The 26,439-nt window shown below is 64.4% G+C and carries 18 protein-coding genes and 2 pseudogenes; 12 read left to right on the top strand and 8 right to left on the bottom strand.

The genetic code is table 11. From position 1 onward, the window contains the following. Window positions 1-9: 9 nt before the first annotated feature. A complete protein-coding gene (locus tag SB765_RS15980; RefSeq protein WP_338747061.1) occupies window positions 10-396 on the top strand; it encodes a YidH family protein in 387 nt (128 codons plus the stop codon). After that, window positions 389-688: a DUF202 domain-containing protein gene (locus SB765_RS15975; protein ID WP_341795955.1), complete on the top strand. Its 300-nt coding sequence runs from the start codon at window positions 389-391 to the stop codon at window positions 686-688. The genes SB765_RS15980 and SB765_RS15975 overlap by 8 nt, the downstream gene beginning before the upstream one ends. Window positions 689-706: 18 nt before the next feature. Here SB765_RS15975 and SB765_RS15970 read toward each other — a convergent pair whose 3' ends face one another. Further along, window positions 707-2,665 (bottom strand): alkyl/aryl-sulfatase, encoded by a 1,959-nt coding sequence (locus SB765_RS15970; protein WP_410931565.1) that lies wholly within the window; start codon window positions 2,663-2,665, stop codon window positions 707-709. Window positions 2,666-2,766: 101 nt separating this feature from the next. Beyond that, complete coding sequence (locus tag SB765_RS15965; RefSeq protein ID WP_410931563.1) at window positions 2,767-3,666, bottom strand: LysR family transcriptional regulator; 900 nt, start codon at window positions 3,664-3,666, stop codon at window positions 2,767-2,769. 100 nt (window positions 3,667-3,766) lie between these two features. Between SB765_RS15965 and SB765_RS15960 the strand changes: the two genes are divergently transcribed. The 10 genes and pseudogenes from SB765_RS15960 to SB765_RS15915 form a co-directional block, all read left to right on the top strand. Beyond that, a complete protein-coding gene (locus tag SB765_RS15960; RefSeq protein ID WP_341795952.1) occupies window positions 3,767-5,005 on the top strand; it encodes a 3-hydroxyacyl-CoA dehydrogenase in 1,239 nt (412 codons plus the stop codon). Next, window positions 5,002-6,789: an acyl-CoA dehydrogenase C-terminal domain-containing protein gene (locus tag SB765_RS15955; protein WP_410931562.1), complete on the top strand. Its 1,788-nt coding sequence runs from the start codon at window positions 5,002-5,004 to the stop codon at window positions 6,787-6,789. The genes SB765_RS15960 and SB765_RS15955 overlap by 4 nt, the downstream gene beginning before the upstream one ends. A 43-nt stretch (window positions 6,790-6,832) precedes the next feature. Further along, window positions 6,833-7,996, top strand: coding sequence for an iron-containing alcohol dehydrogenase (locus SB765_RS15950; protein ID WP_341795950.1), 1,164 nt, complete (start codon window positions 6,833-6,835; stop codon window positions 7,994-7,996). Between the two features lie 2 nt (window positions 7,997-7,998). Then, window positions 7,999-8,469, top strand: a complete 471-nt coding sequence (locus tag SB765_RS15945; protein ID WP_410931561.1) for an acyl-CoA thioesterase — start codon at window positions 7,999-8,001, stop codon at window positions 8,467-8,469. 134 nt (window positions 8,470-8,603) lie between these two features. Continuing rightward, window positions 8,604-10,457 carry a DUF1302 domain-containing protein gene (locus SB765_RS15940; RefSeq protein ID WP_410931560.1) on the top strand — a complete coding sequence of 618 codons (1,854 nt, stop codon included), beginning with the start codon at window positions 8,604-8,606 and terminating at the stop codon, window positions 10,455-10,457. A gap of 20 nt (window positions 10,458-10,477) precedes the next feature. Further along, a complete protein-coding gene (locus tag SB765_RS15935) occupies window positions 10,478-11,797 on the top strand; it encodes a serine hydrolase domain-containing protein (RefSeq protein ID WP_410931559.1) in 1,320 nt (439 codons plus the stop codon). Between the two features lie 48 nt (window positions 11,798-11,845). Further along, window positions 11,846-12,397, top strand: coding sequence for a YdeI/OmpD-associated family protein (locus SB765_RS15930; protein ID WP_410931558.1), 552 nt, complete (start codon window positions 11,846-11,848; stop codon window positions 12,395-12,397). 83 nt (window positions 12,398-12,480) lie between these two features. Beyond that, the gene (locus tag SB765_RS15925) at window positions 12,481-13,068 is read left to right on the top strand and encodes an AraC family transcriptional regulator (protein WP_410931557.1); all 588 of its coding nucleotides are present in this window, start codon (window positions 12,481-12,483) and stop codon (window positions 13,066-13,068) included. A 72-nt stretch (window positions 13,069-13,140) separates the two neighbouring features. Then, window positions 13,141-13,527 carry a cupin domain-containing protein gene (locus SB765_RS15920; protein ID WP_016486135.1) on the top strand — a complete coding sequence of 129 codons (387 nt, stop codon included), beginning with the start codon at window positions 13,141-13,143 and terminating at the stop codon, window positions 13,525-13,527. A gap of 229 nt (window positions 13,528-13,756) precedes the next feature. After that, a pseudogene (locus SB765_RS15915) lies at window positions 13,757-14,196 on the top strand (DUF3592 domain-containing protein); the annotation flags it as partial. 67 nt (window positions 14,197-14,263) lie between these two features. On the opposite strand, the pseudogene SB765_RS15910 reads toward SB765_RS15915, so the two are convergent. The 6 genes and pseudogenes from SB765_RS15910 to SB765_RS15885 all read right to left on the bottom strand — a co-directional run. Then, window positions 14,264-14,366 (bottom strand): annotated as a pseudogene (locus SB765_RS15910) (IS5/IS1182 family transposase); the annotation flags it as partial. A gap of 92 nt (window positions 14,367-14,458) precedes the next feature. Continuing rightward, window positions 14,459-14,824, bottom strand: coding sequence for a hypothetical protein (locus SB765_RS15905; protein WP_198756102.1), 366 nt, complete (start codon window positions 14,822-14,824; stop codon window positions 14,459-14,461). Beyond that, window positions 14,821-15,798, bottom strand: a complete 978-nt coding sequence (locus tag SB765_RS15900; protein ID WP_198756101.1) for a hypothetical protein — start codon at window positions 15,796-15,798, stop codon at window positions 14,821-14,823. The genes SB765_RS15905 and SB765_RS15900 overlap by 4 nt, the downstream gene beginning before the upstream one ends. A 9-nt stretch (window positions 15,799-15,807) precedes the next feature. Then, window positions 15,808-16,296, bottom strand: coding sequence for an Hcp family type VI secretion system effector (locus tag SB765_RS15895; RefSeq protein WP_198756100.1), 489 nt, complete (start codon window positions 16,294-16,296; stop codon window positions 15,808-15,810). Between the two features lie 584 nt (window positions 16,297-16,880). After that, window positions 16,881-17,606 carry a Crp/Fnr family transcriptional regulator gene (locus SB765_RS15890; RefSeq protein ID WP_341795926.1) on the bottom strand — a complete coding sequence of 242 codons (726 nt, stop codon included), beginning with the start codon at window positions 17,604-17,606 and terminating at the stop codon, window positions 16,881-16,883. Between the two features lie 92 nt (window positions 17,607-17,698). Next, window positions 17,699-26,344 (bottom strand): GH36-type glycosyl hydrolase domain-containing protein, encoded by an 8,646-nt coding sequence (locus tag SB765_RS15885; protein WP_410931556.1) that lies wholly within the window; start codon window positions 26,342-26,344, stop codon window positions 17,699-17,701. Window positions 26,345-26,439: the final 95 nt, after the last annotated feature.

Below are 26,439 nucleotides of genomic sequence, written 5' to 3'. Positions count from 1 at the left end.
GGACCCCCGATGAATTCCGATCACCGTCACAGCCCTTGGGAGCGCTGGTTGCTGGGGCAAGGCAAGGCGCCCGACCCGCGTTTCACCCTGGCCAATGAACGCACCTTTCTTGCCTGGATCCGCACCGCCCTGGCGTTGCTCGGCGGCGCCATCGCCATCGAAACCTTCGCCGCCCATACCTGGCCCACGTCGGGGCGGGTGGCGATGGAGCTGGCGTTGCTGGCCACCAGCTTGCTGGTGAGCCTGGGCGCCGGCTGGCGCTGGCTGGCGGTGGAACGCGCACTGCGCCGCGAGGCGCCATTGCCGCTGCCCCGCCTGGTGCCCCTGCTGAGCGTGGCGTGCGGGCTTGCCTGTGTGGCGCTGGTGGGCCTGCTATGGGCGCGTTGGCATGGCTGAACCCACGGGCGACACCGGGCTGCAGGCCGAACGTACGGTGCTGGCCTGGCGGCGCACGCAGGTGGCATTGCTGCTGGTCGCCTGCCTGGCGTGGCGTGGCGAAATGCCGGTGCTTGCTGGCATGGCGGTGCTGCTGGCACTGCTTGGCCGGGCGCGTGAACGCGGCGTCTACCGCCGTGGTTTGGGCATGCTGCGCCGCGAGCAGGGCCACGCCGCCGCCTGGAGCGTGCCGCTGTGTACGTTGGGGGTGGCGGGCCTGGTGCTGGGCGTGTGGTTGCGCCGCTCGTTCTAGAGCGGCGCTGCGGGTGCTTCAGGGGGTGACGATATTGAAGCGCCCATCCGGCTCGTCCAGCCCGGCCATGAAGCGCATGAACTTCATGCGCTCGCCGCTGATGTTGATGTCCCCAAGGGTCGCTTCCTTGAGAAAGCCGGTCTGCTTCAGGGCGATGCGGTCGAGGGTGGCCTTGCTCATGTTCACCTCGACATCCGCCTGCCCGTGGCGAGTGAGGTCGCGGTGGGTGAGCACACCGTTGCGCAGGGTCAGGGCGTAGTCTTCGTTCAGGTCGGTGAAGTGCCAGTTGATGGTCAGGTCCTGCTCGGCGGCCTTGGCGGCATCCACGCGTACCCCCAGGTAGTCGAAGAACAGCGTCGGGGTCAGGGCGCGCATCAGGTCGTCGGCGCTGCCGCCCTTGCTTGCGGCCGGGGCCACGCCGTTGCGCAGCTCTTGCGCACCGGTCAGGTAGGCGTTGCGCCAGGTGGCGTTCTCGCTCTGGTACCCCAGTTGCTCCAGGGCGTCGGCCTGCAGCTCGCGCGCTGCGCTGTTGTCGGGCTGGGCGAATACCAGGTGCCGGGTGAGCTCGGCAACCCAGCGGTAATCACCGCTGCCGTAGGCCTCACGGGCCAGGGTCAGCACCCGCTCGGCGCCGCCCAGGGCCTTGACGTAATGCGTGCCGGCCTCGCTCGGCGGCAAGGGGTTGAGGGTTGCCGGGTTGCCGTCGTAAAAGCCCATGTAGCGCTGATACACCGCCCGCACGTTGTGGCTGAGCGAGCCGTAGTAGTCGCGGCTGTACCATTTGCTGGCCAGCCGTGGCGGCAAGCTGGTCAGCTCGGCGGCGATCTCGGTGGGGCCAAGGCCGCGGTTGATCAGGCGCAGGGTCTGGCTGTCAATGAAGGCATACATGTCGCGCTGATCGGCCAGGTATTCGCGGATCTGCGCGCCGCCCCAGGTGGGCCAGTGGTGCTGGGCAAACACCACTTCGGCTTGCTGGCCATAGCGCAACAGCGACTGGTCCAGGTAGTGCGCCCACACCTTGGCATCCCGCACCTGGGCGCCGCGCAGGGTCAGCACATTGTGCTGCACGTGGGAGGCGTTTTCGGCCATGCACAAGGCTTTGAACCGGGGGAACCACAGGTTCATTTCAGCAGGTGCTTCGGTGCCAGGTGTGAGCTGGAACTCGATATCGACACCATCGATGCGCAGGGTCTCGAAGGGTTTTTCGATCAGCCGGGTCGGGGCGATCAGGCTGACCGTGGCATTGGCCGGCACTCCCTTGCCCAGGCCGGCATCCACCTGGCCGCGTGGCCCGCGTGGCAACGGCGCGCCGTACATGTACTGCGCACGGCGCTTCATCGCCGGCCCAGCCAGCACGTTTTCGCTGATGGCATGCTCGAAGAACCCCTGCGGGGCGATGACCTGCACCTTGCCCGCCTTGACCTCGGCCTCGTCGATCACCCCACGCACACCGCCGAAGTGATCGACGTGCGGGTGGGTATAGATCACCGCCACCACCGGCCGCTGCGGGCGATGGCGGAAGTACATCGCCAAACCGGCCCGGGCGGTTTCCACCGACAGCAGCGGGTCCATCACGATCAGGCCGTGCTCGCCTTCGATGAGGGTCATGTTGGCCAGGTCCAGGCCGCGCACCTGGTAGATGCCGTCGGTGACCTTGAACAACCCGGCAATGGTATTGAGCTGCGCGATGCGCCACAGGCTCGGGTTGACCGTGGCCGGTGCCTCGCCCGTGAGGAAGGCGTAGCGCTGCAGGTCCCAGACCGTTTTGCCATCAGCATTGACCACGGCCCGGTCGGCGGCTTCAAGCAGGCCGCGGCGGGCATTGTCGAAATCGCTGCGGTCGGCGAAGGGCAGGCGCTGCAACCAATGTTGATTGCTCTGGCGGGTGAGGTCGGTGGCGTCCTTGGCGGGGCCTTCGGCCAGCGCCGCGTAGGGCAGGGCCAGGGCCAGCAGGCAGGGCAGTGTGCGTAGGCGCATGGGGTGGTCCTTGTTGTTCTGAGGGCGAACACTCTAAGGACAGAGCTCATTGGCGAACCAATACCACTCTTGCATGGCCACCCATGCCCAAATGCGATGGCTCAGCTGGCGCCAATCTCCATGATGCGCGCCACCAGCCAGGCCAGTGCCGGGTCGTGCTGGCGGTGGGCAAGGTACACCAGCTCCAGCTGGAAGGGCTGCAGGGCGAACGGCAGGTCCAATACCTGCAGCGGCAGCAGCCGGGCGAAATGGCGCGCCAGTGCGGTGGGCAGCACCACGCACAGGTCGGAGCTTGCGGCCAGGTGCGCGGCCTGCAGGTAATTGGGCGTGGTGTAGACGATGCGACGGGCCAGGCCCTGTTCACCCAGCCACTGGTCAACCATGCCGCGGGTCTGACCGCCGTGCACCCACAGGTGGCGCAGGCCCAGGAAGGCTTGCAGGTCGAGCGCGCCATCCACTTCGGGGTGGCCCTGGCGCACCGCCACGTGCAGGGTTTCGCTGCGCCAGTGGCGCCGCTCGTAGCGCGCGGGCACATCATCGAAGCGCCCCAGCACCAGGTCGAGTTCGCCTCGGTCCAGGGCCTCGACCGGCAGGTTGGGCGTCAGGTGCAGCACGTCCACGCGCAAATGCGGCGCGTGGGTCTGCAAGGTGGCCAGCAACCCGGGCATGCACAGCTGCTCGGCGAAGTCGGTGAGGGCGATACGCAACTGGCGGTGGCTGAGCTGCGGGTCGAAGCTGTCGCCGGCGCCGAGGGTCTGCTCGATCTGTTGCAGCGCCGCGCGGATCGGGCCTTCCAGGGCCAGGGCGCGCGGGGTGGGGCGCATGCGCCGGCCCACGCGCACCAGCAGCGGGTCGCCGAGCAGGTCGCGCAGGCGCGCCAAGGCATTGCTCACCGTCGGCTGGGTCAGGGCCAGGCGCTCGGCGGCGCGGGAAACGTTCTGTTCACGTAGCAGCATGTCCAGTACGCGCAGCAGGTTGAGGTCGAAGTTGGCTATATTCATGCAAAAAATACATGGGATGGAAAATGAGAATTTCAAAAATAGTAGGCGCCTGACTAGGGTGAGGGCAATGCCTTCATAACAGTCATCAGGAGCGTCACCCGTGAGTACTCCCTATAACATTCAGCAGGCGGCGGTGATTGGTGCCGGCACCATGGGCCGCGGCATAGTCATCAGCCTGGCCCGTGCAGGCCTACCGGTGCTGTGGCTGGATAACGACCCGCGTGCTACCGAAGCCGGTCTGGCGGTGCTTGCGCAGACCTGGGCACAGCAGGTGGCCAAGGGGCGTATTGACCAGGCCGGGGCCGACGCCTGCCTGGCGCGGGTGCGCCAGGTTACGGCCTATGCCGACCTCGCCGAAGCCGACCTGGTGATTGAAGCGGTGTACGAGAACCTGGCGCTCAAGCAGGACATCTTCCGCACCCTGGACAGCACGCTCAAAGCCGAAGCCATCCTGGCCAGCAACACTTCGGCACTGGACATCGATGCCATCGCTGCCGTGACCCGTCGGCCCGAACAGGTACTGGGGCTGCATTTTTTCAGCCCGGCCCATGTGATGAAGTTATTGGAAGTGGTGCGCGGGGAGCGCACCTCGCCCGCAGTGCTCGATGCGGCCCAGGCCCTGGGGCAGCGCATGGGCAAGGAAGTGGTGGTGGCCGGCAACTGCCCGGGCTTCATCGGCAACCGAATGCTCGCCACTTACGCGGCCGAGGCGCGCAAGCTGCTGCTTGAAGGCGCCACGCCGCGGCAGGTGGACGAGGCGCTGCAGGCATTCGGCATGGCCATGGGCCCGTTCCGCATGTATGACGTGGTGGGCGTCGACCTGGAATGGCGGGCGCGCCAGCTGGCCGGCAAAGCCATGGATGCGCCTCTGCTGCAGGTCGACAATGCCCTGTGCGCGCTGGGGCGTTTCGGGCAAAAAGCCGGCCACGGCTACTACCGTTACGCCCCCGGCAGCCGCGAGGCCATGCACGACCCCGAGGTCGATGCACTGGTGCTCAAGGTCGCCCAGGACCTGGGCGTGCGCCGGCGGGTGATCGACGACGAGGAAATCCGTGAGCGCTGCCTGCTGGCGCTGGTCAACGAAGGGGCGAAGATTCTCGAGGCGTCGGTGGCCAGCTGCAGCGCCGACATCGACCGGGTGTACCTGCATGGCTATGGCTTCCCGGCAGAGGTCGGTGGGCCGATGCGCTGGGCCGACCAGCAGGGGTTGAGCCTGCTGTTGGCGCGGCTGGAACGCCTGCAAGGCCTGTTCGGCGAACATTGGCGCCCGGCCGGGCTGCTGATGCGCCTGGTGGCTGGGGGCAAGCAGCTGGCCGATGTGCGCGAGGGCCGCGCATGAGCTACCGAGCCCCCCTGCGTGACATGCACTTCGTCCTGCACGAACTGTTCGATGTGACGGCGCACTGTGCCCGCCTGGGCAACGAGCTGGACCGCGAAACCATTGATGGCATCCTCGAACAAGGCGCGCGGTTTGCCGGCGAGGTAGTTGCGCCGCTTAACCGCCAGGGCGATGAGCAGGGCTGCCGCCTGGAGCAAGGCGCTGTGTGCACCCCCGATGGCTTTCGCCGGGCCTACCGGCAATATGTGCAGCAGGGCTGGGGTGGCATGACCGGCCCCGTGGAGCACGATGGCCAGGGGCTGCCGCAAATGGTCGCGGCGTGCTTTCACGAAATGCTGATGGGCGCGTCCCTGTCGTTTCGGATCTATTCCGGCCTGACCGAGGGCGCCGTGCTGGCCTTGCATCGGCATGGCAGCGCAGCGCTCAAGCGCGATTACCTCGGCAAGCTGGTCAGCGGCGAATGGGCCGGCACCATGTGCCTGACCGAGCCACAGGCCGGCACCGACCTCGCGCTGCTGCGCACCCGCGCCGAGCCGCAAGGCGATGGCAGCTACCGCATCAGCGGCAGCAAGATCTTCATCAGCGGCGGCGACCAGGACCTGACCGACAACATCGTCCACCTGGTGCTGGCGCGCCTGCCGGATGCGCCGGCCGGTGTGCGTGGCATCAGCCTGTTCCTGGTGCCCAAGTTCGAATGCACCGGTAGCGGTGGGCTAGGCGCGCGCAACGCCGTCGAATGCGGTGCGCTCGAGCACAAGATGGGCATCAAGGGTGCAGCGACCTGCGTGATGAACTTCGAGGGCGCCCGCGGCTGGCTGGTGGGGGAGGCTAACCAGGGCCTGGCCTGCATGTTCACCATGATGAACGATGCGCGGTTTCAGGTTGGCCTGCAGGGGCTGGGCATCGCCGAGGCGGCCTTCCAGGGTGGCCTGGCCTATGCCCGCGAGCGCTTGCAGTCGCGCAGCCTGGCTGGGCCGATGGCACCCGAGCGCAATGCCGACCCGATCATCTGCCACCCGGACGTGCGGCGCATGCTGCTGACCCAGAAAACCCTCAGCGAGGGCTGCCGCATGCTGGCGGCCTTTGCAGCGCAAGCACTGGATCAGGAGCACGGTGCCCCGCAGCCAGACGTGCAAGCGGCCGCCGGGCGCCGGGCGGCGTTGCTGATCCCCATTGTCAAAGCCTTCCTCACCGATGTCGGCCAGGAGGTCGCCAGCCTGGGGGTGCAGCTGTACGGGGGGCATGGCTATATCCGCGAATGGGGCATGGAGCAGCTGATGCGCGACAGCCGTATCACCCAGTTGTACGAAGGCACCAACGGCATCCAGGCGTTGGACCTGATCCGCCGCAAGGTGCTTGGCGATGGTGGCGAGCAGTTGCGCCTGCTCATCGATGAGTTGCTCGAAGCGGCTCGCGGCTGCGCTGCCGACGAGCTGGCCGGGATGGCCCAGGTGGTCGTCCAGCGCCTGCAGGAATGGCGCAACCTGAGCGCCGAGGTGGTCGATGCCTGCCGCTGTGACCCGCAGGAAATCGGCGCAGTGTCGGTCGACTTCCTTGCCTACTCGGGCTACGTGCTGCTGGCCGCGCTGTGGCTGCGCGCTGGCGTAACGGCCAGCGCGGCACTGGCCGCAGGCAGCGCAGACAGTGCCTTCTACCAAGCCAAGCTGCACGCCGCAGGCTTCTACTGGCGGCGGGTATTGCCGCGCGCAAATGCCCACTGCGAGGCGTTGCGCGGCGGCGCACAGTGCCTGATGAGCCTGGATGAAGCGCACTTCGCCTTTTGACTCTGCCCAGCTGTTCACCCACAACAACAAGAGGAACATGAGCATGCAGCCTTTCAGTTTTGCCACCACCCCTCATCTGCTGTGCGAACCCGGTGCCGCCGGGCGCCTGGCGCAGCTGTGCCAGCAACGCGGCGTGCGCCGTGTGCTGATCGTGACCGACCCGGGCATTGTCAACCTGGGCATGCTCGATGATTTACTGCCAGGGTTCACCCAGGCTCACCTGAGCGTGGCGATCTTCGGTGAGGTCAGCGCCGACCCCAGCCATGCCTGCGTGCTGGCCGCGGTGGGCCGGGCGCGGCATATCGGCGCCGAGCTGATCGTAGGTTTCGGTGGCGGCAGCTCCATGGATGTCGCCAAGCTGGTGGCGCTGCTGGCACACCCCGCCTGTGACCAGACCCTGGAGGCGGTCTATGGCATCGACCAGGCCAAGGGCCAGCGCCTGCCACTGATCCAGGTGCCGACTACCGCCGGGACCGGCTCCGAGGTCACCCCGGTCGCCGTGATCACCACCGGCGAGGCGGCCAAGATGGCGGTCATTTCGCCGCTGTTGCTGCCCGACCTGGCGCTGCTCGACGCCGAGCGCACCTTGGGCCTGCCACCGGCGATCACTGCCGCCACCGGTATCGATGCCATGGTCCATGCCATCGAGGCCACCACCAGCCGGTTCAAGCGCAACCCGGTGTCCAGCCTGTTGGCCCGCGAAGCGTTGGGGCTGCTGGCCGGCAACCTCGACCAGGCGGTACACAACGGTGGCAACCTGGCGGCGCGCCAGGCCATGCTGCTGGGCGCCTGCCTGGCCGGGCAGGCATTTGCCAACGCGCCGGTGGCGGCGGTGCATGCGCTGGCTTACCCGCTGGGGGCGCGCTACCACGTGCCGCACGGGCTGGCCAATGCGCTGGTGCTGCCCCACGTGATGCGCTTCAACCGGCGCGAGGCGTTCGCCGACTATGCGGCGTTGGCGCCGGCACTGCTGGGCGAGCGCCTGGTGCCTGGCGACCCCCATGACCTGTGCAGCCAGTTCATCGATGAGCTTGCGCAGCTGGCGCCACGCTGCGGCCTGCCCAGCCGGCTGCGTGATGTCGGTGTACCGCGGCACAGCCTGCCGCTGCTGGCCGAGGATGCCCTGCAACAGCAACGGCTGCTGGTCAACAACCCGCGCAAGGTCACCCTTGCCGATGCCCTGGCCCTCTACCAGGCGGCGTTCTGACCATGGCCAGGGAGCGCCCGCTGCGCGGCGCCTACCGCCACTTCCAGCCGATCACCACGCGCTGGCATGACAACGACGTGTATGGGCATGTGAACAACGTCGTCTATTACGGGTTTTTCGACAGTGCCGTGAATACCTGGCTGATCGAACATGCCGGCCTGGATATCCACCACGACCCGGTGGTGGCCTACGTGGCCGGGTCCGCCTGCGACTATTTTGCCGCCGTTGCCTTCCCGCAACGCATCGAAGTGGGCATCGCCGTGGAGCATCTGGGCAACAGTTCGGTGCACTACACGCTGGCCGTGTTCGTCGAGGGCGAACCTGAAGCCTGCGCGGCCGGCCGTTTCACCCACGTTTTCGTCGACCGTCGCGACAACCGCCCGGTCGCCATCCCCGCCAGGCTGCGCAGCGCTCTCGGCAGCCTGATCGCGTCGCCCGACCCATCCAGCCATAACGAACCGGCATGGCATTGATCCGAAGACGCTATTTGTGAGGGGCGTTCAACCTGCCTGATACTTCTGGTCACCGACACCGCCGGCCTGGGCGGCCGGCGCGTCCGCGCTGAACCCATCATTTCCCTCTCTAATAAAACAACAAGAGGTTAAGAGTGAGCGCAACCCTACTTTTCTGCCGGCGCCGCGCGCCGCTGGCGGCACTGTGCTGCCTGCTCGCCACCCCGGTGGCGGGCGTGCAATTCGACGTTGGCCCGTTACAGGGGCGTTTCGACTCGGCCCTGTCGTTCGGCAGCGCAGTCAGCACCGCCAACCCCGACAAACAGCAGTTGCAGGCGGCCAATGGCAACGACGGGCGACGCAACTACCGGGCGGGCGATGTGTTCTCGGCGATCTTCAAAGGCACCCACGACCTGGAGCTGCGGCGCGACAACCTCGGTGTGTTCCTGCGCGGCAGCTACTGGTACGACACCGCGCAGCGTGACCACAGCCAGCGCGCAGTCGATATCGACGACCACGATCGCCAGGTATCGGCGAAAACCGCAGGCGCGGAGCTGCTCGATGCCTTCGCCTATGCCCTCTACGACATCGACGGCGAGCCCGGTTCGCTGCGCCTGGGCAAACAGGTGGTCAATTGGGGGGAAAGCCTGTTCATCCAGGGCGGGCTGAACGTGATCAACCCTTTCAACCAGGCGGCGCTGCGTCGGCCAGGCTCCGAGGTGAAAGACGCCCTGGCGCCGGTCAACCTGGTGTATGTCACGCAAAACCTCAACCAGGCGCTGTCTTTCGACGCCTTTTACCAGCTGGACTGGGAACAGGCCCGGCTGGACAACTGCGCAACGTTCTTTTCCGGCAACGACTTCATGCCCGAGGGCTGCCGGGGCCTGGATGTCGGCGGGCAGATGGTCACCAACCCGGCCGTTTCGCAGGCCCTGGCCCCGTTCGGTGTGACGCTGACGGAGGAGGGCGTGCGGGTGCCCCGGGGCGCCGACCAGGATCCGCGCAATGGCGGCCAATGGGGTTTTTCGCTGCACTGGTACGTCGAACGGCTGGATACCGAGTTCGGCCTGTTCGCCGCCAACTACCACAGCCGCTCCCCCTACCTGGGCACGGTCAGCAGCCGCTACTACGCCAATACGGGTTTTGCCAGGGAGCTGTGCGGCAATGTCGGTGTGGCGCTGGCCAACTGCGGCGCCTTCCTGGCTTCCAGCAACGGGCAGACCCTGGCCGGTGCATTGCGCATGGGCACTTCCCGATACCAGGCGCAATACCCGGAGGACATCCGCCTGTACGGCCTCACCTTCGCCACCACCCTGCGCAACGGTACCGCCGTGCAAGGGGAGATGAGCTATCGGCCGAACATGCCGGTACAACTCAACGGCAACGATGTGTTGCAGTCGTTGCTCAATGCCCCCGGCCGCAGCCCGCTGAACGCCGATGGCCTGCGCCCGGCAACCGACAGCACGCCGTTCGACGGTTACCGGCGCAAGCAGGTTACCCAGGCCCAGGTGTCGGCCGTGCAGGCGTTCAGCCAGGTCATGGGCGCCAACCAGCTGCTGCTGATGGGCGAGGTGGGCGCCACCTATGTCGGTGGGCTGGAGGGGCGTTTCGGGGCCCGGTATGGCCGCTCCGGTGCCTATGGCAACGGCGAACTGGCCGACAACAGCCTGTGCCTGGCGATTTCGAAAAGCCCGGGCGACTGCAACGGCGAGGGTTTTGTCACGCCTTTCTCGTGGGGGTACCGGCTGCGCGCGACCTGGAGCTACCCGAACCTTGTCCAGGGCCTGGACATTCGCCCCAGCCTGGCCTGGGCCCATGACGTCAAAGGCTACTCACCCGCTGACGGCTCGGCCTTCAACGAAGGCTCGCGCTCCATCAGCCTGGGCGTGGACGTCAGCTTGGCCACTCAGTACTGGGCAAGCCTGGCCTACACCGATTACCTCGACGGCGATTACGGCACCCGCGGCGACCGCGATTATGTCGCGTTCAGTGTGGGTGCCAATTTCTAGTACAACCAAGGAGCAAGACAATGTCCAAGCGCAGCATGCAGCCATCATCCGCCAACCTGCCCGGCATCGCCCTGATACTGGCCGGTGCGCTGGCACCAGGGCTGGCGGTCGGGGCACCGACCGGGCAGGGCGTGATGCAGGGGTTCCCACCAGCACCGGAATTGCGCGTCAACCAGGCCAACGCCTTTCAGCCACCGTACTTGCGCTGGTCCATGCGCCACGCCCGCGAGGTGTCGCCCACCCGTGGCATCGGCCGCGCGGCCACACCGCTGGCTTTGGCCGAAGGCAGCGCGGCGGCGCTCGACCAACTGGCCTTCAGCGCCGGCGACCAGCCGTTGACCCTGGCCGGTTACCTTCAGCAAACCAGCACCGACGGCTTGATCGTGCTGCATCAGGGCAAGGTGGTGTATGAGCATTATCTGGAAGGGTTCCAACCCGGCCAGGCGCATATCTGGGCGTCAATGACCAAGTCGGTCACCGGCCTGATCGCCGCCCAGTTGATCGCCGAGGGTGCGCTGGACCCGCAGCGCACACTGGCGCATTACGTGCCGGAACTTCGCGGCACGCCGTTCGGCGAGGCGACGGTGCAGGCCAACCTGGACATGCAGGTGGCGGTGGAGTACCCACCACAGATGCCGCCGGACCTCGGCCTGTTTGCCGCCACCGGCCTGATACCGCGGCGCGAGGGCATGCCAGGGGATATCTACAGCTTCCTCCAGCAGGTGCAGCAGGCGCCTCACCCGGGTAGCGAGGCGCCGTTCTTCTACCAGAACGGCTCACCGGAAGCGCTGGCATGGGCGTTGCGGCGCATTACCGGGCTCAACTGGGCGCAACTGGTCGAGCAGCGCTTGTGGTCACGCTTCGCCGAGGACGATGCCTACGTGCAGGTCGACCCGCTGGGCACCGAAATGGCCAGTGGCGGCATCAGCTGCAACCTGCGTGACACCGCCCGCTTCGCCGAGCTGGTGCGCCGCGAACTGGCCCGCGATGCCAGGGGCGACAGCTTCACCCAGGCGGTGCACAGCACATTCCAGCCTGCGGACCCGGCGGTGTTCGCCCAAGGCAACCTCGGCCCCGGCCGCCCGGGTTACGGCTACCGCAATTACTGGTACCAGAAGAACGACGGTGACGGTTCGGTCGAGGCCAGTGGGCGCTTCGGTCAGAAAATCTATATCAACCCCCGCCGCGAAGTGGTGATCGTGAAGCTGTCAGCAACGGCCGATCAGGCCCGGCGCGCCACCCGTGCCGACGGCGAGGTAAAAGCCCCTGCGCGCGTCGTCGACTCGCCCGCTGCGTTCAACAGCATGGTGGGTGCGGTGCTGGCGGCCTTGCCGGGTTAAAGTGTCTTTACTGCAATTGAACCTGGCATCGTGACTGGAGGCGTTGCAATGACAAAGACCGTTGTGAAATCCCGCTTCGAAGCAACGCTTCTTCGTCCGGCAAACCCTGGGAATGATTCGTCATGGGCCTTCGTGGTCCTGCCAAAAGAGGCAAGTGCACGGCTTCCCAGGCGAGGAAGGACCACAGTTGAAGGCACAATGAATGGATACCCTTTCCAGGCAACCCTTGAACCGGATGGTCAACTGAGCCATTGGCTGCAGATCAGCGCTGCGTTACTAGAAGCTGCAAATGCGGCCATTGGGGACATCGTTGAACTGGAGTTGACCCCGGTCAAGAAAGAGCCCGAACCTGACATCCCCCCCGATTTTCAGGAGGCACTGGCAGCCACGCCTGAGGCGCGTCTGGTCTGGACCAATACGACGACCCTCGCACGAGTAGACTGGATACACTGGATCACGTCAGCCAAGCAGGCCCACACGCGGGCAAAACGAATAGCCAACGCATGCGATATGCTTGCCTCCGGCAAGAAGCACGTTTGCTGTTTCGACCCGTCTGGTTACTACAGCAAGGCCTTGCGTGCGCCTGAGGCGCAAGATTGATAAATGCCGCCGCAGGTGGAAATCCTGAAGCACCAAGGGTCAAGCACCCCATCCAACATGGCTCGATAGCGGCAAGCATACTCATGGATCGAAAAGCAAACCCGTCATCCACTGCTGATTGGGTCATACGCAGCACTACGCCTGGCAGCGTGGAGCGTATCGAAGCCTGGTTTGGTGGCCATGGCTACGACCCGCATCGTCACGACACGTACTCGATAGGCCGTACCCTTGCCGGTGTTCAGAGCTTTCACTACAAGGGGGCGCTGTGCCACGGCGTGCCAGGCAACACACTGGTGCTGCACCCGGATGCCGTGGGCGGTAAGCCACGTGGCCGCAAACGTCTGGATTACCGCAGCGCCGAGCGAGCCAGAGCGTTCATCATGGAGCATCTGCACGCAGGCATCACGCTAGAGATGCTCGAACAGGCCAGCGGGCGTGAGCAATGGAGCTTGTCGCGGGACTTTCGCGCCCTGTACGGCACCAGCCCTTACCGGTTTGTCACGCTACGGCGCCTGGATTGTTTTCGCAGGCTGATCCTGGATGGCTTCACCCTGGTCGATGCCGCCCTCGCCGCAGGGTTTCACGATCAAAGCCACATGACCCGGCACTTCACTCGCACCTACGGCGTGCCACCCCTGCGTTGGCTGGAACGCTTGCGTGCTTCTCGCTGAGTTGCAGGATCGTACAAGAAAGGCGTGTGTCCCATTCGATAGGCTGGTCGCTCCAACTAGAGAGGATCTGCCATGTCCGGCATACATCAGCAATGCGTACCGCAACCTGTGAACCTGACTCAAAAAGCTTCGCTTATCGAGCAGCAGTGGAGTCCACGGGTGGTCGCGGAAATGAACGACTACCAATTCAAGGTGGTTCGCATCGAAGGTGAATTCATTTGGCACTCGCACCCCGAGACCGATGAAGCGTTTCTGGTACTCGAAGGCCTCTTGCGCATCGATCTCCCAGAGGGCTGCGTGCATGTGAAGCCGGGCGAGCTGTATGTGGTGCCGCGTGGTGTAGAGCACAGAACAGCAGCAGAGACGGAGACGAAACTCATGATGATCGAGCCGCGAGGCGTGTTGAATACCGGTCATGAAGGCGGGGAGCGAACGGCTGTGAATGACGTTTGGATCTGAGTTCACGTCACCAATAATCGATTAGCTTCCTCAAGGTTTGAAGCGGACACCTATTCGGGATGGAGGGGCCGCTTCGCGATCGACCGCTTTCGACCCATTGCAGACACTCACGGAAAGGAGTACTGCAAACCGAGGCCTCCGATCGCCATTACTGCTGGCTCTGGCTTGACAGCACTCTTCAAATTCACTGCAATGAAATGCGTTTAGGGGACGAACCAAGGAACCAGCCATGGGCAAGACGCCATCCTGTTCCCGGGGGACATCCTCCGTGCCTCGGTTTTCATTCCGGTGGGCTTGTTTCTGGTCTGCCTTACATTTTGGTTAGTTGAAGACCGCTTGGACCGCTTGGGCTTTGTAGTTCACGCCCAACGCGCCCGAGGCAATGTCAGCGCTGTGAACGCGGGCGGCAGTCATCCACAAATCGACTTTAAGGACGCCACTGGCAGAGTGATCAGCTCACCCGAAACTGGGTTGATGTTCGGCTACGCCATAGGCGACCGGGTTAACGTGTTGTACCGCCCTGAAGCGCCCGCTACGACCGCACTCATCGATGACCGAGGCGCGCTGTGGGGCGCGAGCCTGCTGGCCGGTCTGTTCGCTTGCGTATTCGCGTTGGGAGGTAGCCGCTACCACCTGGCCGCATGGATTTACCGACGCCGGATGGCGCAACCAGTTAAAATGGTTTGCGACCACCGCCGGCCTTTGGGTAGTGCGCCTCAATCAATGCCACCAATCAGCTCCACGGCAGCATCTGCTCCATCTCGGCCATGAAACGCTCGCGAAGGGTTTGCTTGCGCTTACCGGCGTTACTCGAAATCGGAAAAGCTCATCTGACTCATGAGACGGAGGGCTTGTAGAGGGCAGTGGACGGAGGGCTATTTCAGCACAGGTCAGACGGCCTGTGCTGACTTGATTGGAGAATCCCTAAGCTTCAACGATATACATAATGGAAAATGGTTAGAGCAATGAGCAGTACCATTTGGATGGCTAACATACTCACCAATAATCGTCTCATGTTGGGCGGAAAACGTTTAACTTCATTTAAGTCAATCAAGCCTCTGCGCAAAAAGATTGACGGTATCGCCAGCACCAAAGAGATCGACCCCGTGCGCATGACTTTGCCCAGTAAGCCTGCATGCTGGAATATTTTTTTATTGCCGGCCACGTACGTACAGTTCGGGAGTAACGACTCAAAGTGCTCAGTGTATTTATGTGCGATGTAACACAGCACGATCATAGACAGAACTATGGGCGCAAGGATCAACAGCGCAATCAATCCAGGGTCAACTGCATTCACTCCGATACCTCACGATATAAAAAATCACCCACCATCTCACCTCCCCAGCTCCCGATGTCTCCGAAGATTTTACCGCCAACTGCACCGCCTACCACAGCACAAACCAGCGCTCCAGGGCCGCCTGTAGTAACCCCCAGAACGACTACACAAGCACCAGCTCCTGCCATACCTCCCGCATACCCACCGAGGCTGCCACCTCCCAGGCCACCTATCAACGCCGAGCTTTCAACATATTTGGCGCGGCGGCACTGGTCCTCCCGGCCCATTGTGCAGGCTTTATGAATCGACAAGCCTGTGGCAGCCACATCCAGCGCAGTACCGATATACGTGCCTTTCTTGACCAAATTCGACGCTTTGGCAACACCAGATACCTTGTCGGCATAACCGGCGATCTCGCCTGAGTGGAGGTAGCTGCGGGTCGAGATGCCCAATGCCTGCTTGACCTTTCCTTGGTTACGTAACCCTGAACCGTACGCGGCGAAGTTTCCCAGCTGCTTTTCGAGCTTCATGAACAAAGCGGTGCGCTTGGCATAAAACGCGTCGCGGGCACTCAAGGTGCCAGAGCCGAGGTACTCGCGATGTAATTTCTCGATCTCCTCAAGTGTGTCCTTGATATTTTGCAGATGCCTGCTCCAGCCTTCACCGACTGCACCAACTCCCATTGAAGCGTTGGCAAGAACGCTTTGCAGCAAGTCGAAGTGCTCCAGGAAAAAATCATCCGCGTCCACCCCACTTGTAAGCAAGCCAGCGTGCACCTGAGCAGCCTTGGCCATGAGGAAAGCTTCGTGGCTGGTGCAAGAGGGTGTATCGGGGTCGCCGACGATCACCAGCTCCCCGCCCATAACCACACTGTTGGCAATGTGCGCATTCAGAACATCGAATTTGCCCTGAGCATGCCCCGATACCGGTGTGCTGGCCTTCAAAGACTGGTAGGACTGGGTTCTGGAGTTGATGAAGCTGCGTGCCTCACTCATCGTCTTACCTCACGCATACTTCTTATTGTTGATCCGGTCCCAGCCCCCCGTCACATTCCCTCCAGCGCTACCATCAGTTCGTTTCTGCCGGGTGTAGGTGGTCTTGATGCGTCCGTAGTTCAACTGAACGACCTCGATAGGAACGCCCGAGCCGGCGTTCTGCGAGTAGTCGGCAATGATCACTTCTTCCAAGACAATTTCGTAGTACTTGAGCTTGTCTGTGCCTGCCCGGCAAAGCACGAGCTTCACTTCTTTCAGATGTTGGCCCGCACAGCTTGCTTCCAGCAGCTTGCAACTCGCGCTGTCGAGAAACTTAGTGAAGGTGAAATTGGTCAGGGTCGTACGACCGGATGTCGCACCGCCAGAAGAGCTCGCGGTGGCAGATGTGCTTTGATTGACGGCGAAATTGTAGCTATTGATCTCGATCCAGTTGGTGTACTGCTCATCCAGCGCTTCGCCAGGGATACCGTCGATTTGGATGTAGGCATCGAAAGCCATATTTACCGCTCCTTGGTAATGGTTGGAATGATTCTCGAAGGAAGAGTATGACACTTATATCAAAAAAAAGTTCCTGGGCACGTTATGGGTTTTCCGATCAAGTCAGCACAGGCTGACCTGACCTGTGTTGGGATAGCCCTTCCTAGGAATTGGGGGACGCTAGCGCACGATCCGCGCAATTTACTACCTGCTGAGAGAGGATTAGAAAGCCTTGGAGCGATGCGTAGCCTATTACTGGAGTAGTTGCCCCCGCGTCAGAAAGGCCCAAACGTCCTGGGAGTGCTTCTTCATGCCGAAGATCTTGCACGGCAATGTGATAAGTGACCCGATGGCGTAAAGCCACATGCCAAGAAGCACGATTGCTACAAAGTCCATGGTGTTTATATCTCCTGGGGCTACCGTAAGGGGCTGGCAGTGGAATTCGTTTACCACGAGGGCAGCTTTGGGTCGAAAGCGGCCATTTGAATGCAAAGGGAAAAGCGGGCCGCTAGTGACTGTCTGATTCCGGCGCATGGCGTTCAGTCTCTGCGGGGGGGGGGGCGGGCCAATGCCCGCGCTGCAGATTTGGCTGATCTGGCCAGGGTTCAACCTTGGGGCCCCGGCAGGTAGGGCAGCAGTCGCTCGGTTTCTTTCTTCACCACCGCGTAGCATTCGCAACTCAGCATTTCCAGCCGTGCCCGGTCCAGCACCCTGATCTGCCCGCGGTTGTACTCGATCACCCCCAGGCGCTGCAATTTGCCGGCGGCGTCGGTCACACCCTCGCGGCGCACGCCGAGCATGTTGGCGATCAGTTCCTGGGTCATACACAGGCGGTCGCCCGGCAGGCGGTCGAGTGACAACAGCAACCAGCGGCACAATTGCTGGTCGATGGAGTGATGTCGGTTGCACACCGCTGTTTGTGCCATCTGGGTGATCAGTGCCTGGGTGTAGCGCAGCATCAAAGTCATCAACTCGCCATGGCGGTTGAACTCGTCCTTGATCTTTTGCACGGGCAGACGGTAGGCATGCCCGGCGCTTTGCACGATGGCCCGGCTGGGGGTGCTTTCGCCGCCCATGAACACGGCGATGCCGACCAGCCCTTCGTTACCGACCACCGATATTTCGGCCGAGGCGCCGTTCTCCATCACATACAGCAGCGAAACGATGGCATCGACCGGGAAGTGGACGTGGCTCAGGGTGTCGCCGGACTCGTACAGCGCCTTGCCCAGGGGCAGGTTGACGTGCTCCAGGTCCGGTGCCAACCGGCTGAAAGCCTCTGGCGACAGGGCAGCCAGCAAGTGGTTGTTCTGGGGTTTTACCGTGTGTTGCATGCGTGGGACCATCGATGGCAGCGGCTGTCGGAACAAGCTTAGCCTAGCGGGGCCAAGGCTTGCGCCAGCGCTGCCATGACGCGCCCAACGGTTCAGATGGCAGGCAAGGAGCAGGCCCGGCACTGGGCAATGACGTGGTGCTCGCCCCCGTCATCCTTCAGCCGAAGCTTGGCGTCGGCAAGCCGCTCGCCGTCCAGGCTCAGGCTCAGTTCGCTGCCGTTGCCGTTGCGTACCTCGATCCGGTAATGGGTGCTGCCAAAGCGGTAATGCAGGACATAACCCGGCCAGCCTGCCGGCAACAGCGGCTGCAGGCGCAGGGTGTCGCCACTGCGTTGCAGGCCCAGCAGGCTTTCGACTATCAAGCGGTACATCCAGCCGGCAGAGCCGGTGTACCAGCTCCAGCCACCCCGCCCGGCGTGGGGCGCAACCGCATAGACGTCGGCGGCCATCACATAGGGTTCGACCTTGTAGGTATCGATCAACGCGTCGCAGCCCTGGCGCACCGGGTTGATCAGGCGCAGCAGTTCCCAGGCCCTGTCGGCGTCGCCCAGCTGCGCATAGGCCATGCTCGCCCAGATGGCCGCATGGGTGTACTGCCCGCCGTTTTCACGCACCCCTGGCAGGTAACCCTTGATGTAGCCAGGGTCCAGCTGGCCCTGGTCGAAGGGTGGGTCGAGCAGTTTGACGATGCCGATATCACGGCGTACCAGGTGGCTGTCCAGCGCCGCCATGGCCTGGCGGGCGCGTTCGGGCGAAGCGACACCCGACAGCACTGCCCAGCTCTGCGACAGCGAATCGATGCGGCATTCCTGGTTGCTCGCCGACCCCAGTACCTGGCCATCGTCGAACCAGGCGCGGCGATACCAGCCGCCGTCCCAGGCGTGCGCTTCCAGTTTTTCGGCGAGTGCGGCGGCCTGGGTGGTGCAGCGCAACGCAAAGGCGCTGTCGCCCTGGCGCAAGGCGACGCAGCCGAATGCCCGCAGCACCTCGTGGCCAAAGAAGCCCAGCCACACGCTTTCGCCTTGCCCTTGTTCGCCCACCCTGTTCATGCCGTCGTTCCAGTCGCCGCTGCCCATCAACGGCAGGCCGTGGGCCCCGCACTGCAGGGCGTGGGCGAGGGCGCGCTGACAATGCTGGTACAGGCTCTCGACCAGGGCCGAGTGGCCAGGCAGGTCGTAGTAGGACTCTTCCCCGGCGTTTAGCGCGCGGCCTTCCAGATAGCCGACCGGCTCGTCAAGCACAGCGTAGTCCCCGGTGGCCTCTACGTAGCGGCTGGCGGCCAGCGGTAGCCACAGCAGGTCATCGGAGCAGCGGGTGCGCACCCCGCGCTGCAGCGGTGGATGCCACCAGTGCTGCACGTCGCCTTCGGCATACTGGTGCGCAGCGCAGGCCAGCAGGTGTTGACGCGCCGCCGCCGGCGCGGCATGGACCATGGCCATGCTGTCCTGCAGCTGGTCGCGGAAACCGATGGCACCGCCAGACTGGTAAAAGCCGCTGCGCGCCCAGAACCGGCAGGCGATCACCTGGTACATCAACCAGCCGTTGGCCAGCACATCCAGTGCAGGTTCTGGCGTCTCGATCTGCACGGTGTCCAGTGTGCGCCGCCAGTAGGCGCTGACCTTGTCGAACTCGTCCATGGCGGCCTGCAACCCCCGGTACTGCTGCACGCAGCGGGTAGCGGCGCGGGCGTCCCGGGCGGCGCCCAGGCGGAATACCACCTCCCGGCTTTCGCCAGGCTCCAGCTGCAGCGCCACCTGCAATGCCGCGCACGGGTCCAGACCACCGCCGGTACGCCCCGACAGCCGTGACTGGCGCATACCCAAAGGCGCCTGGCAATCGCCGTTGCGCCCCAGGAATTCGCCGCGATCACAGGTCATGCCCTGTATTGGCAGGTCGCAATCGAGAAACGCCACGTGCGTGGAAAACTCCACTGAGTAGCTGTTGCGGGCAAACAGCGCGCCGCTGAAAGCGTCGGTCTCACTGACCACGTGCATGGCGGTTTTGCCGGGCAGGTCGCCCAGCACCCACTCGACGAAGCAGGTCACCGACAACCGACGTACCCGTGCCGAAGTGTTGTGCAGTTTGAGCCGGCTGAACTTGACCGGGCCATCCAGTGCCACATGCACCCACAGCTCGCAGCGCAGGTCTTGCTCGGTATATTCGAATACGCTGTAGCCAAAGCCGTGGCGGGTGCAGTAACGGCCACTGCCTGGGCAGGGCTGCGGCGTCGGTGACCAGTATTCGCCGGTGTCCTCGTCGCGCAGGTAGAAAGTTTCGCCACTGGCGTCGGTAACCGGGTCGTTGTGCCAGGGCGTCAACCGGTACTCGTGGGCGTTCTCGTACCAGGTGTAAGCGCTGCCGGCCTCGGAGACCACGCTGCCGAAGTGCGGGTTGGCCAGGATGTTTACCCATGGCGCCGGTGGCGATGAGCCGGGTGGCAGCGCAATGACGTACTCGCGGCCGTCGGTGCTGAACCCGCCATAACGGTTGCCCAGCATCACTGTGGGTTGCTCGGCCGGTGAGTGGCTGGCAGGCGCCGGCCGGCGGCTGGCAGGGTTGGCCTGAACAGCCGGCGGGACCTTTGGCTGGCGGCGCAGGTGCAGTTGCTCTTCCAGCGTGCCGAGATTGTCGTTGAGCACCAGCCGGGCTACCGACAAGGTCAGCAGCCGGTCTTCGGCAGACAGTTGCTGCGCAGGCCTTACGTAAATGCCGCCGGGGCGGTCGAGCAGGGCCGCTTCGCTGCCGGAGGTGACGATCCCCATGATCAGGTCCTGCAGTTGCTGGCGATAACCGGCCTGGTCTTCGTTCCAGATCAACAGGTCGAGCGCGAGCCCCTTCTGGCGCCAGTAGGCATGGGCCAGCACCATTTGCTTGACCAGATGAATGTTGGCCGGGTCGCCGATCTGTACCAGCACGATTGGCAGGTCGCCCGACACCCCTTGGCCCCACAGGCCAGACTGGTTGCGTCGGTTGCTGGCCAGCAGCGCTGCGTTGGGCCGCAGGCTGGCGTTGGGGTACAGCACCGAGGCGGCCATCTGCTCGAACAGCCGGGCGTCGGCCAGCGAACCGTTGAGCTGGTGCAACAATACCTGGCTGTGCGGCCAGGCGAGGTCGAACACCCGATCGGCCAAGTGCCGGTCGCGGTACTTGGCGACTTGCTGCAGGCAGGCGTCGCGGCTGTCGGCGACGCCTGTGACCAGGTCGACCGTGGTCGCCTGGCCGGGCATCAGGGTGATGCGGCAGCGGATGGCCACGATCGGGTCCAGCACCGCCCCCTCGCTATCGGACAACGCCTCGTTGTCCCGGTCCATGGCTGCCGGCCGCGCCAGGGTGCGCCCTCGGCCGATGAAGCGCGCCCGATCGGTTTCGTAGGACAGCGCCTCGATGTCGGCGCCGTGCACCGCGAGCACATGGCACATCCATGGCACGGCGTCTTGCTGCGAGCGCGGCCGTCGCGTGCAGAGAATGGCTTGCAGCGGGCGGATCAGTTCGGTCTGGATGAACAGCTTGCTGAAAGCCGGATGCAGGGCATCGCTCAAGGCCGGTGCCAACACCACTTCGGCGTAGCTGGTCAGCTCCAGGGTGCGGGGCAGGTCGCCATGGTTGGTCAGGTGCAGGCGTCGCAGCTCGATGTCGTCTTCGGGCGATACGGCAATTTCGGTATGGCAGTCGAAGTCGCGTTCGCGCACGCGAAACTCCGCGCGGCCGTCGCTGAAAATCGCCTCCTGGAGCTTTGTTCGGTGCCGTGTCGGCTGGTAGGAGGTGGACCAGTAGGCGCCGCTGGCGACATCGCGCAGGTAGCAGAAGCTGCCCAGGTCGTCGCGGCTGGCGTCTTCGCGCCAGCGGGTCACCGCCAGCGTATTGCGCTGGCTGTAGCCACTGCCCACGTGGTTGACCATGACGTGATAGCGGCCGTTGGACAGCAGTTGTACGGCCGGTTGCGCCCGGTTTGGCTCTTTGAACACCCGCAGCCGTGCCTCGGGGTCGCGCTCGGCGGTGTCCTCGGCCGGCGCCTGGAGGGTATGCAGGTAGGGCGCAGCGGTTTTCGGCACGCGCTCCTGCAACAGCAGCATGCTGGCCTGGAACTGCGGGTCGGAGGCGAAGCGCCGTTGCATGGGCTTGTTCAGCAGCAAAGCGGTCAGGGCCAGGAAACTCATGCCCTGATGGTGGGCCATGAACGAGCGGACCACGACGGCGTCTTGCCCGGGGGGCAGGCGTGCCTCGCTGTAGTCCACGGCCTCGTAGAGCCCGAAGCGCCCAGCCAGGCCAAGGGTGGCCAGCCGTTGCAGGTTGCGGCAGGCGGCAGCGGGCGCCACCATCAAGGCCAGTGCGCTGGCATAGGGCGCCACCACGCGCTCTTCACCCAGGCCACGTTGGAGGCCAAGCCCCGGTACGCCGAACGCCCGGTACTGGTAGTTGAAATGTGCGTCCAGCGCGTTATAGGCCGATTCCGACACACCCCAGGGTAGGCCCGACAGCTTGCCGTGTTCGATCTGCCGTTTGACGGCGGCGTGGCAGGTCTGGTCGAGTAGCGTGCCTTCATAGTTCGGCATCACCAGCAGCGGCATCAAGTACTCGAACATCGAGCCGGACCAGGACAGCAACACAGGCACGCCGGCGTTGCTGGTGAGCAGCCGGCCCAGGGCGAACCAGCTGTCCTGGGGCACCTGGCCTTGAGCGATGACGACGAAGTTGGTCAGGCGCATCTCGGACGCGAGCAGGTCATAGAACGCGGCGTCCAGGCGATGTTCGTCGGCGTTGTAGCCGATGGCGAACAGGTCGCGCTGGTTGTCGTACAGGAAGGTGAAGTCCATGCTGGCCAACGCTTCAATGCGGCTGGCCAGGGCGTGTGCCTGGGCGATGCGCTGGCGGGCAACTGCCCTGACGTTGGCCACCGCCAGGCGCTCGGGGGGCGGCCACTGGTCTGCGTCAAGCTGTGCCAGCTGGCGCCAGGTCAGCGGAGCGTGGGGCGCCTGATCGTTACCGGGGGGCAATTGCAGCTGCTGCAGTTCGCGGCTCAGGTCCAGGCATTGCTCATTCAGGGCATTCAGCCAGAAAGTACAATCGTCAGCAACTTCTGTGCCGGGGGCCAAGGCAGCCGGTTGTGTGATCAGCGGCTGCAATTGTTCGACCAGCATCGGCAGCAGCGTGGCGTATACGTCGCCCACCTGGCCATGGGCGAGCCGCACCTGCTCGCGCAGGGCCGAGATCGGCTGGATGTCCGCGCCTGTGCGGGCATAGGCGTCCAGCAGCGTGTCAAAGGTGTCGAGCAATCCCTGGCTCAGTCGCCGGTCGAGCAGGGGCGTGTCGGCCATTTCCAGCAGGCCGGGCTTGAGTGTCAACAGCAGGGCGGCGAGGTTGCCGCTGTCCACGCTCGAGACATACAGCGGTAACAGCGGCTTGAGGGCCTGGGTGTCGTACCAGTTGTAGAAGTGCCCTTTGAAGCGCTCCAGGCGAGCCATGCTGTCGAGCATGCAGGCCAGGCGTTCGAACAGGCGGCCCGCACTGAGGTAGCCGAAGTCATGGGCCGCCAAGTGCGAGAGCAGGGCCATGCCCATGTTGGTCGGTGAGGTGCGGTGAGCGATGTTGGCGAAGGGCGGCGCCTGGATGTTGTCGGGTGGCAGCCAGTTGTCGGCAGGGCCGACGTAGCTGTCGAAAAAGGCCCAGTTGGCGCGGGCGAGTCGATGCAGGAAGACCAGGTCTTCGCTGCCGGGCATGAGGGCGGTCAGGTCACTCGGGCGGCTGAGCCACCAGGCCAGCGCCGGGCCGAGCAGCCACAGGACAAGCACCGGCGAGGCAATCAGCAGTACCGTCGGCTGCATCGCCAAGGCACCGGTCAGCACAAACACCAAGGCCGGTTGCCCCCATTGCTGGCGATACACCGCCCCCAGGGTATCTGCGCTGCAGCGCTCGTCCTCGCGTGAGGGGTTCCATTGCAGCAGGCGTTGTTTGCTGACGGCCAGCCGCCACAAGGTGCGAAGGATGGCATCCAGGCTGTAGCAGGCTTCGAAGGGTAACCAGGCCAGTGAAAGGCCGGCACGCAAGAAATAGGTGCCCGAGGTGTGCAACGCTGCCAGCAAGTGTTCTGACACAGGGACATCAGCGGCCTTGCCCGGCAGTTCGAGCAGCGAGTCCAGCACTGGGCGCGCCAGCAGCAAGGCCAGCAGGGCCAGTGTCCAGGCGAGCGGCGTGGCACTGGCCAGCCAACCCCACAGCAGGAGCGTCAGCAGCGCCGCCGGCTCCAGGCTGCGGCGCAGGTTGTCGAAAATCTTCCAGCGCGACAAGGCGCTGAGCGGGCTTAGCGCCAAGCCATGGGTGCCGGTGTGCAGCCAGGGCACCAGCCACGGCAGCAGTTGCCAGTCGCCGCGTATCCAGCGGTGCCGGCGTTTGCTGTCGGCGCTGTAGCGGGCCGGGTAGGTTTCGAACAATTGCACATCGCTGAGCAGGCCCGAATGCGCGTAGCAGCCTTCGATCAGGTCATGGCTGAGTACCCGGTTGTCGGCGAAACGGCCCTCCAGTGCCTGTTCGAAGGCGTCCACTGCGTAGATGCCTTTGCCGATGAAGGAGCCGCTGAGAAACAGGTCCTGGTAAACGTCCGAAACGGCCTGCGTGTAGGGGTCGACACCGGCGTCACTGCCAAACAGGCGCGCATAGCGCGAGCGCGACACGCTGGGCAGGCTGATGCCCACCCGCGGTTGCAGAATCGCGTAGCCTGCGTCGAGGCGACCTGTGTGTGGGTCGAAGCGAGGGCGGTTGAGCGGGTGCTGCATGGCGCCGATGAATTGCCGAGCGGCACCGCGAGGCAATTGGGTGTCGGTGTCCAGGGTGATCACATAGCGCACGTGGCCAAGCGCTTGCAGGTCGCCGACGATCAGCATGAAGCACGCGTGGCCGTGGCCGCGCAACACCGCGTTCAATTCGGCGAGCTTGCCGCGCTTGCGCTCGCGGCCCATCCAGCAGCGCTCGGCGGGGTTCCATATGCGTGGCCGGTGAAACAGGAAAAAGCGCGCACCGCCCGTGCTTGGATACTTGTGGTTGAGGGCACGGATACCTTCGCTGGCCAGGTCGAGCAGTGCCTGGTCTTCGGGCTGGTTTTGTTCACGGGCATCCATGAAGTCGCTGAGCAGGGCAAAGTGCAGGTGTTCGTCACGGTTGGCCAGGAAGCGTACTTCCAGCCCTTCGACCAGTTCTTCGACATCGCCGGTATTAGCCAGCAGCGTGGGCACTACCACCAGCGTGCGGGCGTCCTCGGGAATACCGCCTGTGTAGTCCAGCCGCGGCAGGAAGGAGGGCTTGACGGTCAAGGTCACCAGCCAGTTCACCAGGCCGATGGCCAGGCGGCTGGTGCTCAGCAGAACCGGCAGGGCCATGGCGGCCAGCACCGCCAAAGGCCAGCCCTCCAGGCCAATGGCGCGTATGAAGCCCCAGGCCGGCAGGCACGACAGCAGTGCCACTGGCACCAGGTAGAACGCCAGCGGCGCCCGGTGCAGCAGGCGTTGCCAGCGCTCGCCCAGCGGCACCCGCGCGGCCAGGTGCTGCTCCAGCAACGGCAGGCCATCCCCCGCCAGGTAGAAGCCCACGTGCCCAGCCGGTTCACCCGGCGCGGCGCCTGCTGTCTGGGCCAGCTCGATGGCCGTGCGCGCCACGGCGGGCTCGCTGAATTTACTGTGGCGTGCAAGGCGCTCGACGCTGTGCCGGTAATGGTCACGGCTGGTGAAGTCCATGGCAGGGTAAATGGCCGCCGGGTCGCGGTGCAGCGCCTGTTCGACATGGCTCAGGTGCTCGACGAACACCTTCCAGTCGATGGTCGACAGCAGGCGCAAGCTGCCAATGCTGTTGCTGATGGACACCTGGTCAATGGCCTGCTGCTGGGCATCGAGCTGGACATGGCCCTCGATGCTGCGCGCCGACTCGCTGAGCATCTGTTCCACCCACAGCAGCGGCTGGGTGAGTGAAGCGCTGTGGCCCTGCAGCCGCCTGGCCAGCTCGGCGACGAAGGCGGCGGTCATCGGCGGTTGCGACCGGGCCATGTCGGCGACCACCAGCACCACGCTCTTGGCGTCGCGCTCGGCGGTTTCGCCAAGCCGGTCGGCCCAGACATTGGCCAGGTCGCGGTCAGCCCAGTTGGCCATGACCCGCGCCGCTACACGGCGCAGGTTTTCTATCAGGGCCAGGCGCAGCATGATCGGGATGGCCCAGAGCTCGCCCAGGGTCAGGGTGCAGGCCTGCTGATAAGCCTCGACGAAACGGCTGAAGCTCTCAGCGTCGATCCGCCCGTCACCGTGGGAAATGGTCTCCAGGGCAATGTCGTAGACACGCGGCAGGCCGGTGGAGGCGCCGTTGTCCAGCTGCGGCAGCTGCAGGCTGTAATTGGCCGGCAGGTCGTGCTTGGCAATGCGGATATGGGTTTCGACCAGGTAAAAGTTGTCGAGCAGCCACTGCGCGGCGGGTAGCGCCGGGCGGGGGCCGGGCAGGGCGGCGGCGAGGGCGGTGCAGCTTGCAGAGAGCATGCGTTCGTTGTCGGCCAGGCGGTCAAGCAGGGCGTCTTTGGCTGGCCGCTGGCTCAAACGGTGCTGATGGGCCAGCCGCAGACCGTGCTCGGCCATCTGGTCAGCGTTGTACAGCTCCGAGCGCAGCAGGCTTTCATAGGTGAAGGTGTGCCGGGGCGAGCGCCAGCGCCCCGCATGGGCGTACAGGCGTCGGAGGTACTTGCGTGCGAGAAGCCAAGGATTGTCCATGGTATGCCGGGTTACCGAACTGGCCTTTCAGCATTCAGTCTGCGGCGATTGCCCGCGCAGCGTCTGTACGGTAGCGAACAGACCCGCCTTGGCCT

Source organism: Pseudomonas sp. SIMBA_067 (genome assembly GCF_046534675.1).
GTDB classification, from domain to species: domain Bacteria; phylum Pseudomonadota; class Gammaproteobacteria; order Pseudomonadales; family Pseudomonadaceae; genus Aquipseudomonas; species Aquipseudomonas putida.
The sequence above is the reverse complement of the archived record's forward strand: the minus strand, read 5'-3'. Positions and strand labels throughout refer to the sequence as shown.

What these genes read in the sequence shown, in the direction of transcription:
- SB765_RS15920 (WP_016486135.1), top strand. Translation starts at nt 13,141, where the DNA reads ATGTCCGGCATACATCAGCAATGCGTACCGCAACCTGTGAACCTGACT.
- SB765_RS15945 (WP_410931561.1), top strand. Translation starts at nt 7,999, where the DNA reads ATGGCCAGGGAGCGCCCGCTGCGCGGCGCCTACCGCCACTTCCAGCCG.
- SB765_RS15900 (WP_198756101.1), bottom strand. Translation starts at nt 15,798, where the DNA reads ATGAGTGAGGCACGCAGCTTCATCAACTCCAGAACCCAGTCCTACCAG.
- SB765_RS15935 (WP_410931559.1), top strand. Translation starts at nt 10,478, where the DNA reads ATGTCCAAGCGCAGCATGCAGCCATCATCCGCCAACCTGCCCGGCATC.
- SB765_RS15955 (WP_410931562.1), top strand. Translation starts at nt 5,002, where the DNA reads ATGAGCTACCGAGCCCCCCTGCGTGACATGCACTTCGTCCTGCACGAA.
- SB765_RS15975 (WP_341795955.1), top strand. Translation starts at nt 389, where the DNA reads ATGGCTGAACCCACGGGCGACACCGGGCTGCAGGCCGAACGTACGGTG.
- SB765_RS15895 (WP_198756100.1), bottom strand. Translation starts at nt 16,296, where the DNA reads ATGGCTTTCGATGCCTACATCCAAATCGACGGTATCCCTGGCGAAGCG.
- SB765_RS15970 (WP_410931565.1), bottom strand. Translation starts at nt 2,665, where the DNA reads ATGCGCCTACGCACACTGCCCTGCCTGCTGGCCCTGGCCCTGCCCTAC.
- SB765_RS15980 (WP_338747061.1), top strand. Translation starts at nt 10, where the DNA reads ATGAATTCCGATCACCGTCACAGCCCTTGGGAGCGCTGGTTGCTGGGG.
- SB765_RS15930 (WP_410931558.1), top strand. Translation starts at nt 11,846, where the DNA reads ATGACAAAGACCGTTGTGAAATCCCGCTTCGAAGCAACGCTTCTTCGT.
- SB765_RS15890 (WP_341795926.1), bottom strand. Translation starts at nt 17,606, where the DNA reads ATGCAACACACGGTAAAACCCCAGAACAACCACTTGCTGGCTGCCCTG.
- SB765_RS15965 (WP_410931563.1), bottom strand. Translation starts at nt 3,666, where the DNA reads ATGAATATAGCCAACTTCGACCTCAACCTGCTGCGCGTACTGGACATG.
- SB765_RS15885 (WP_410931556.1), bottom strand. Translation starts at nt 26,344, where the DNA reads ATGGACAATCCTTGGCTTCTCGCACGCAAGTACCTCCGACGCCTGTAC.
- SB765_RS15950 (WP_341795950.1), top strand. Translation starts at nt 6,833, where the DNA reads ATGCAGCCTTTCAGTTTTGCCACCACCCCTCATCTGCTGTGCGAACCC.
- SB765_RS15925 (WP_410931557.1), top strand. Translation starts at nt 12,481, where the DNA reads ATGGATCGAAAAGCAAACCCGTCATCCACTGCTGATTGGGTCATACGC.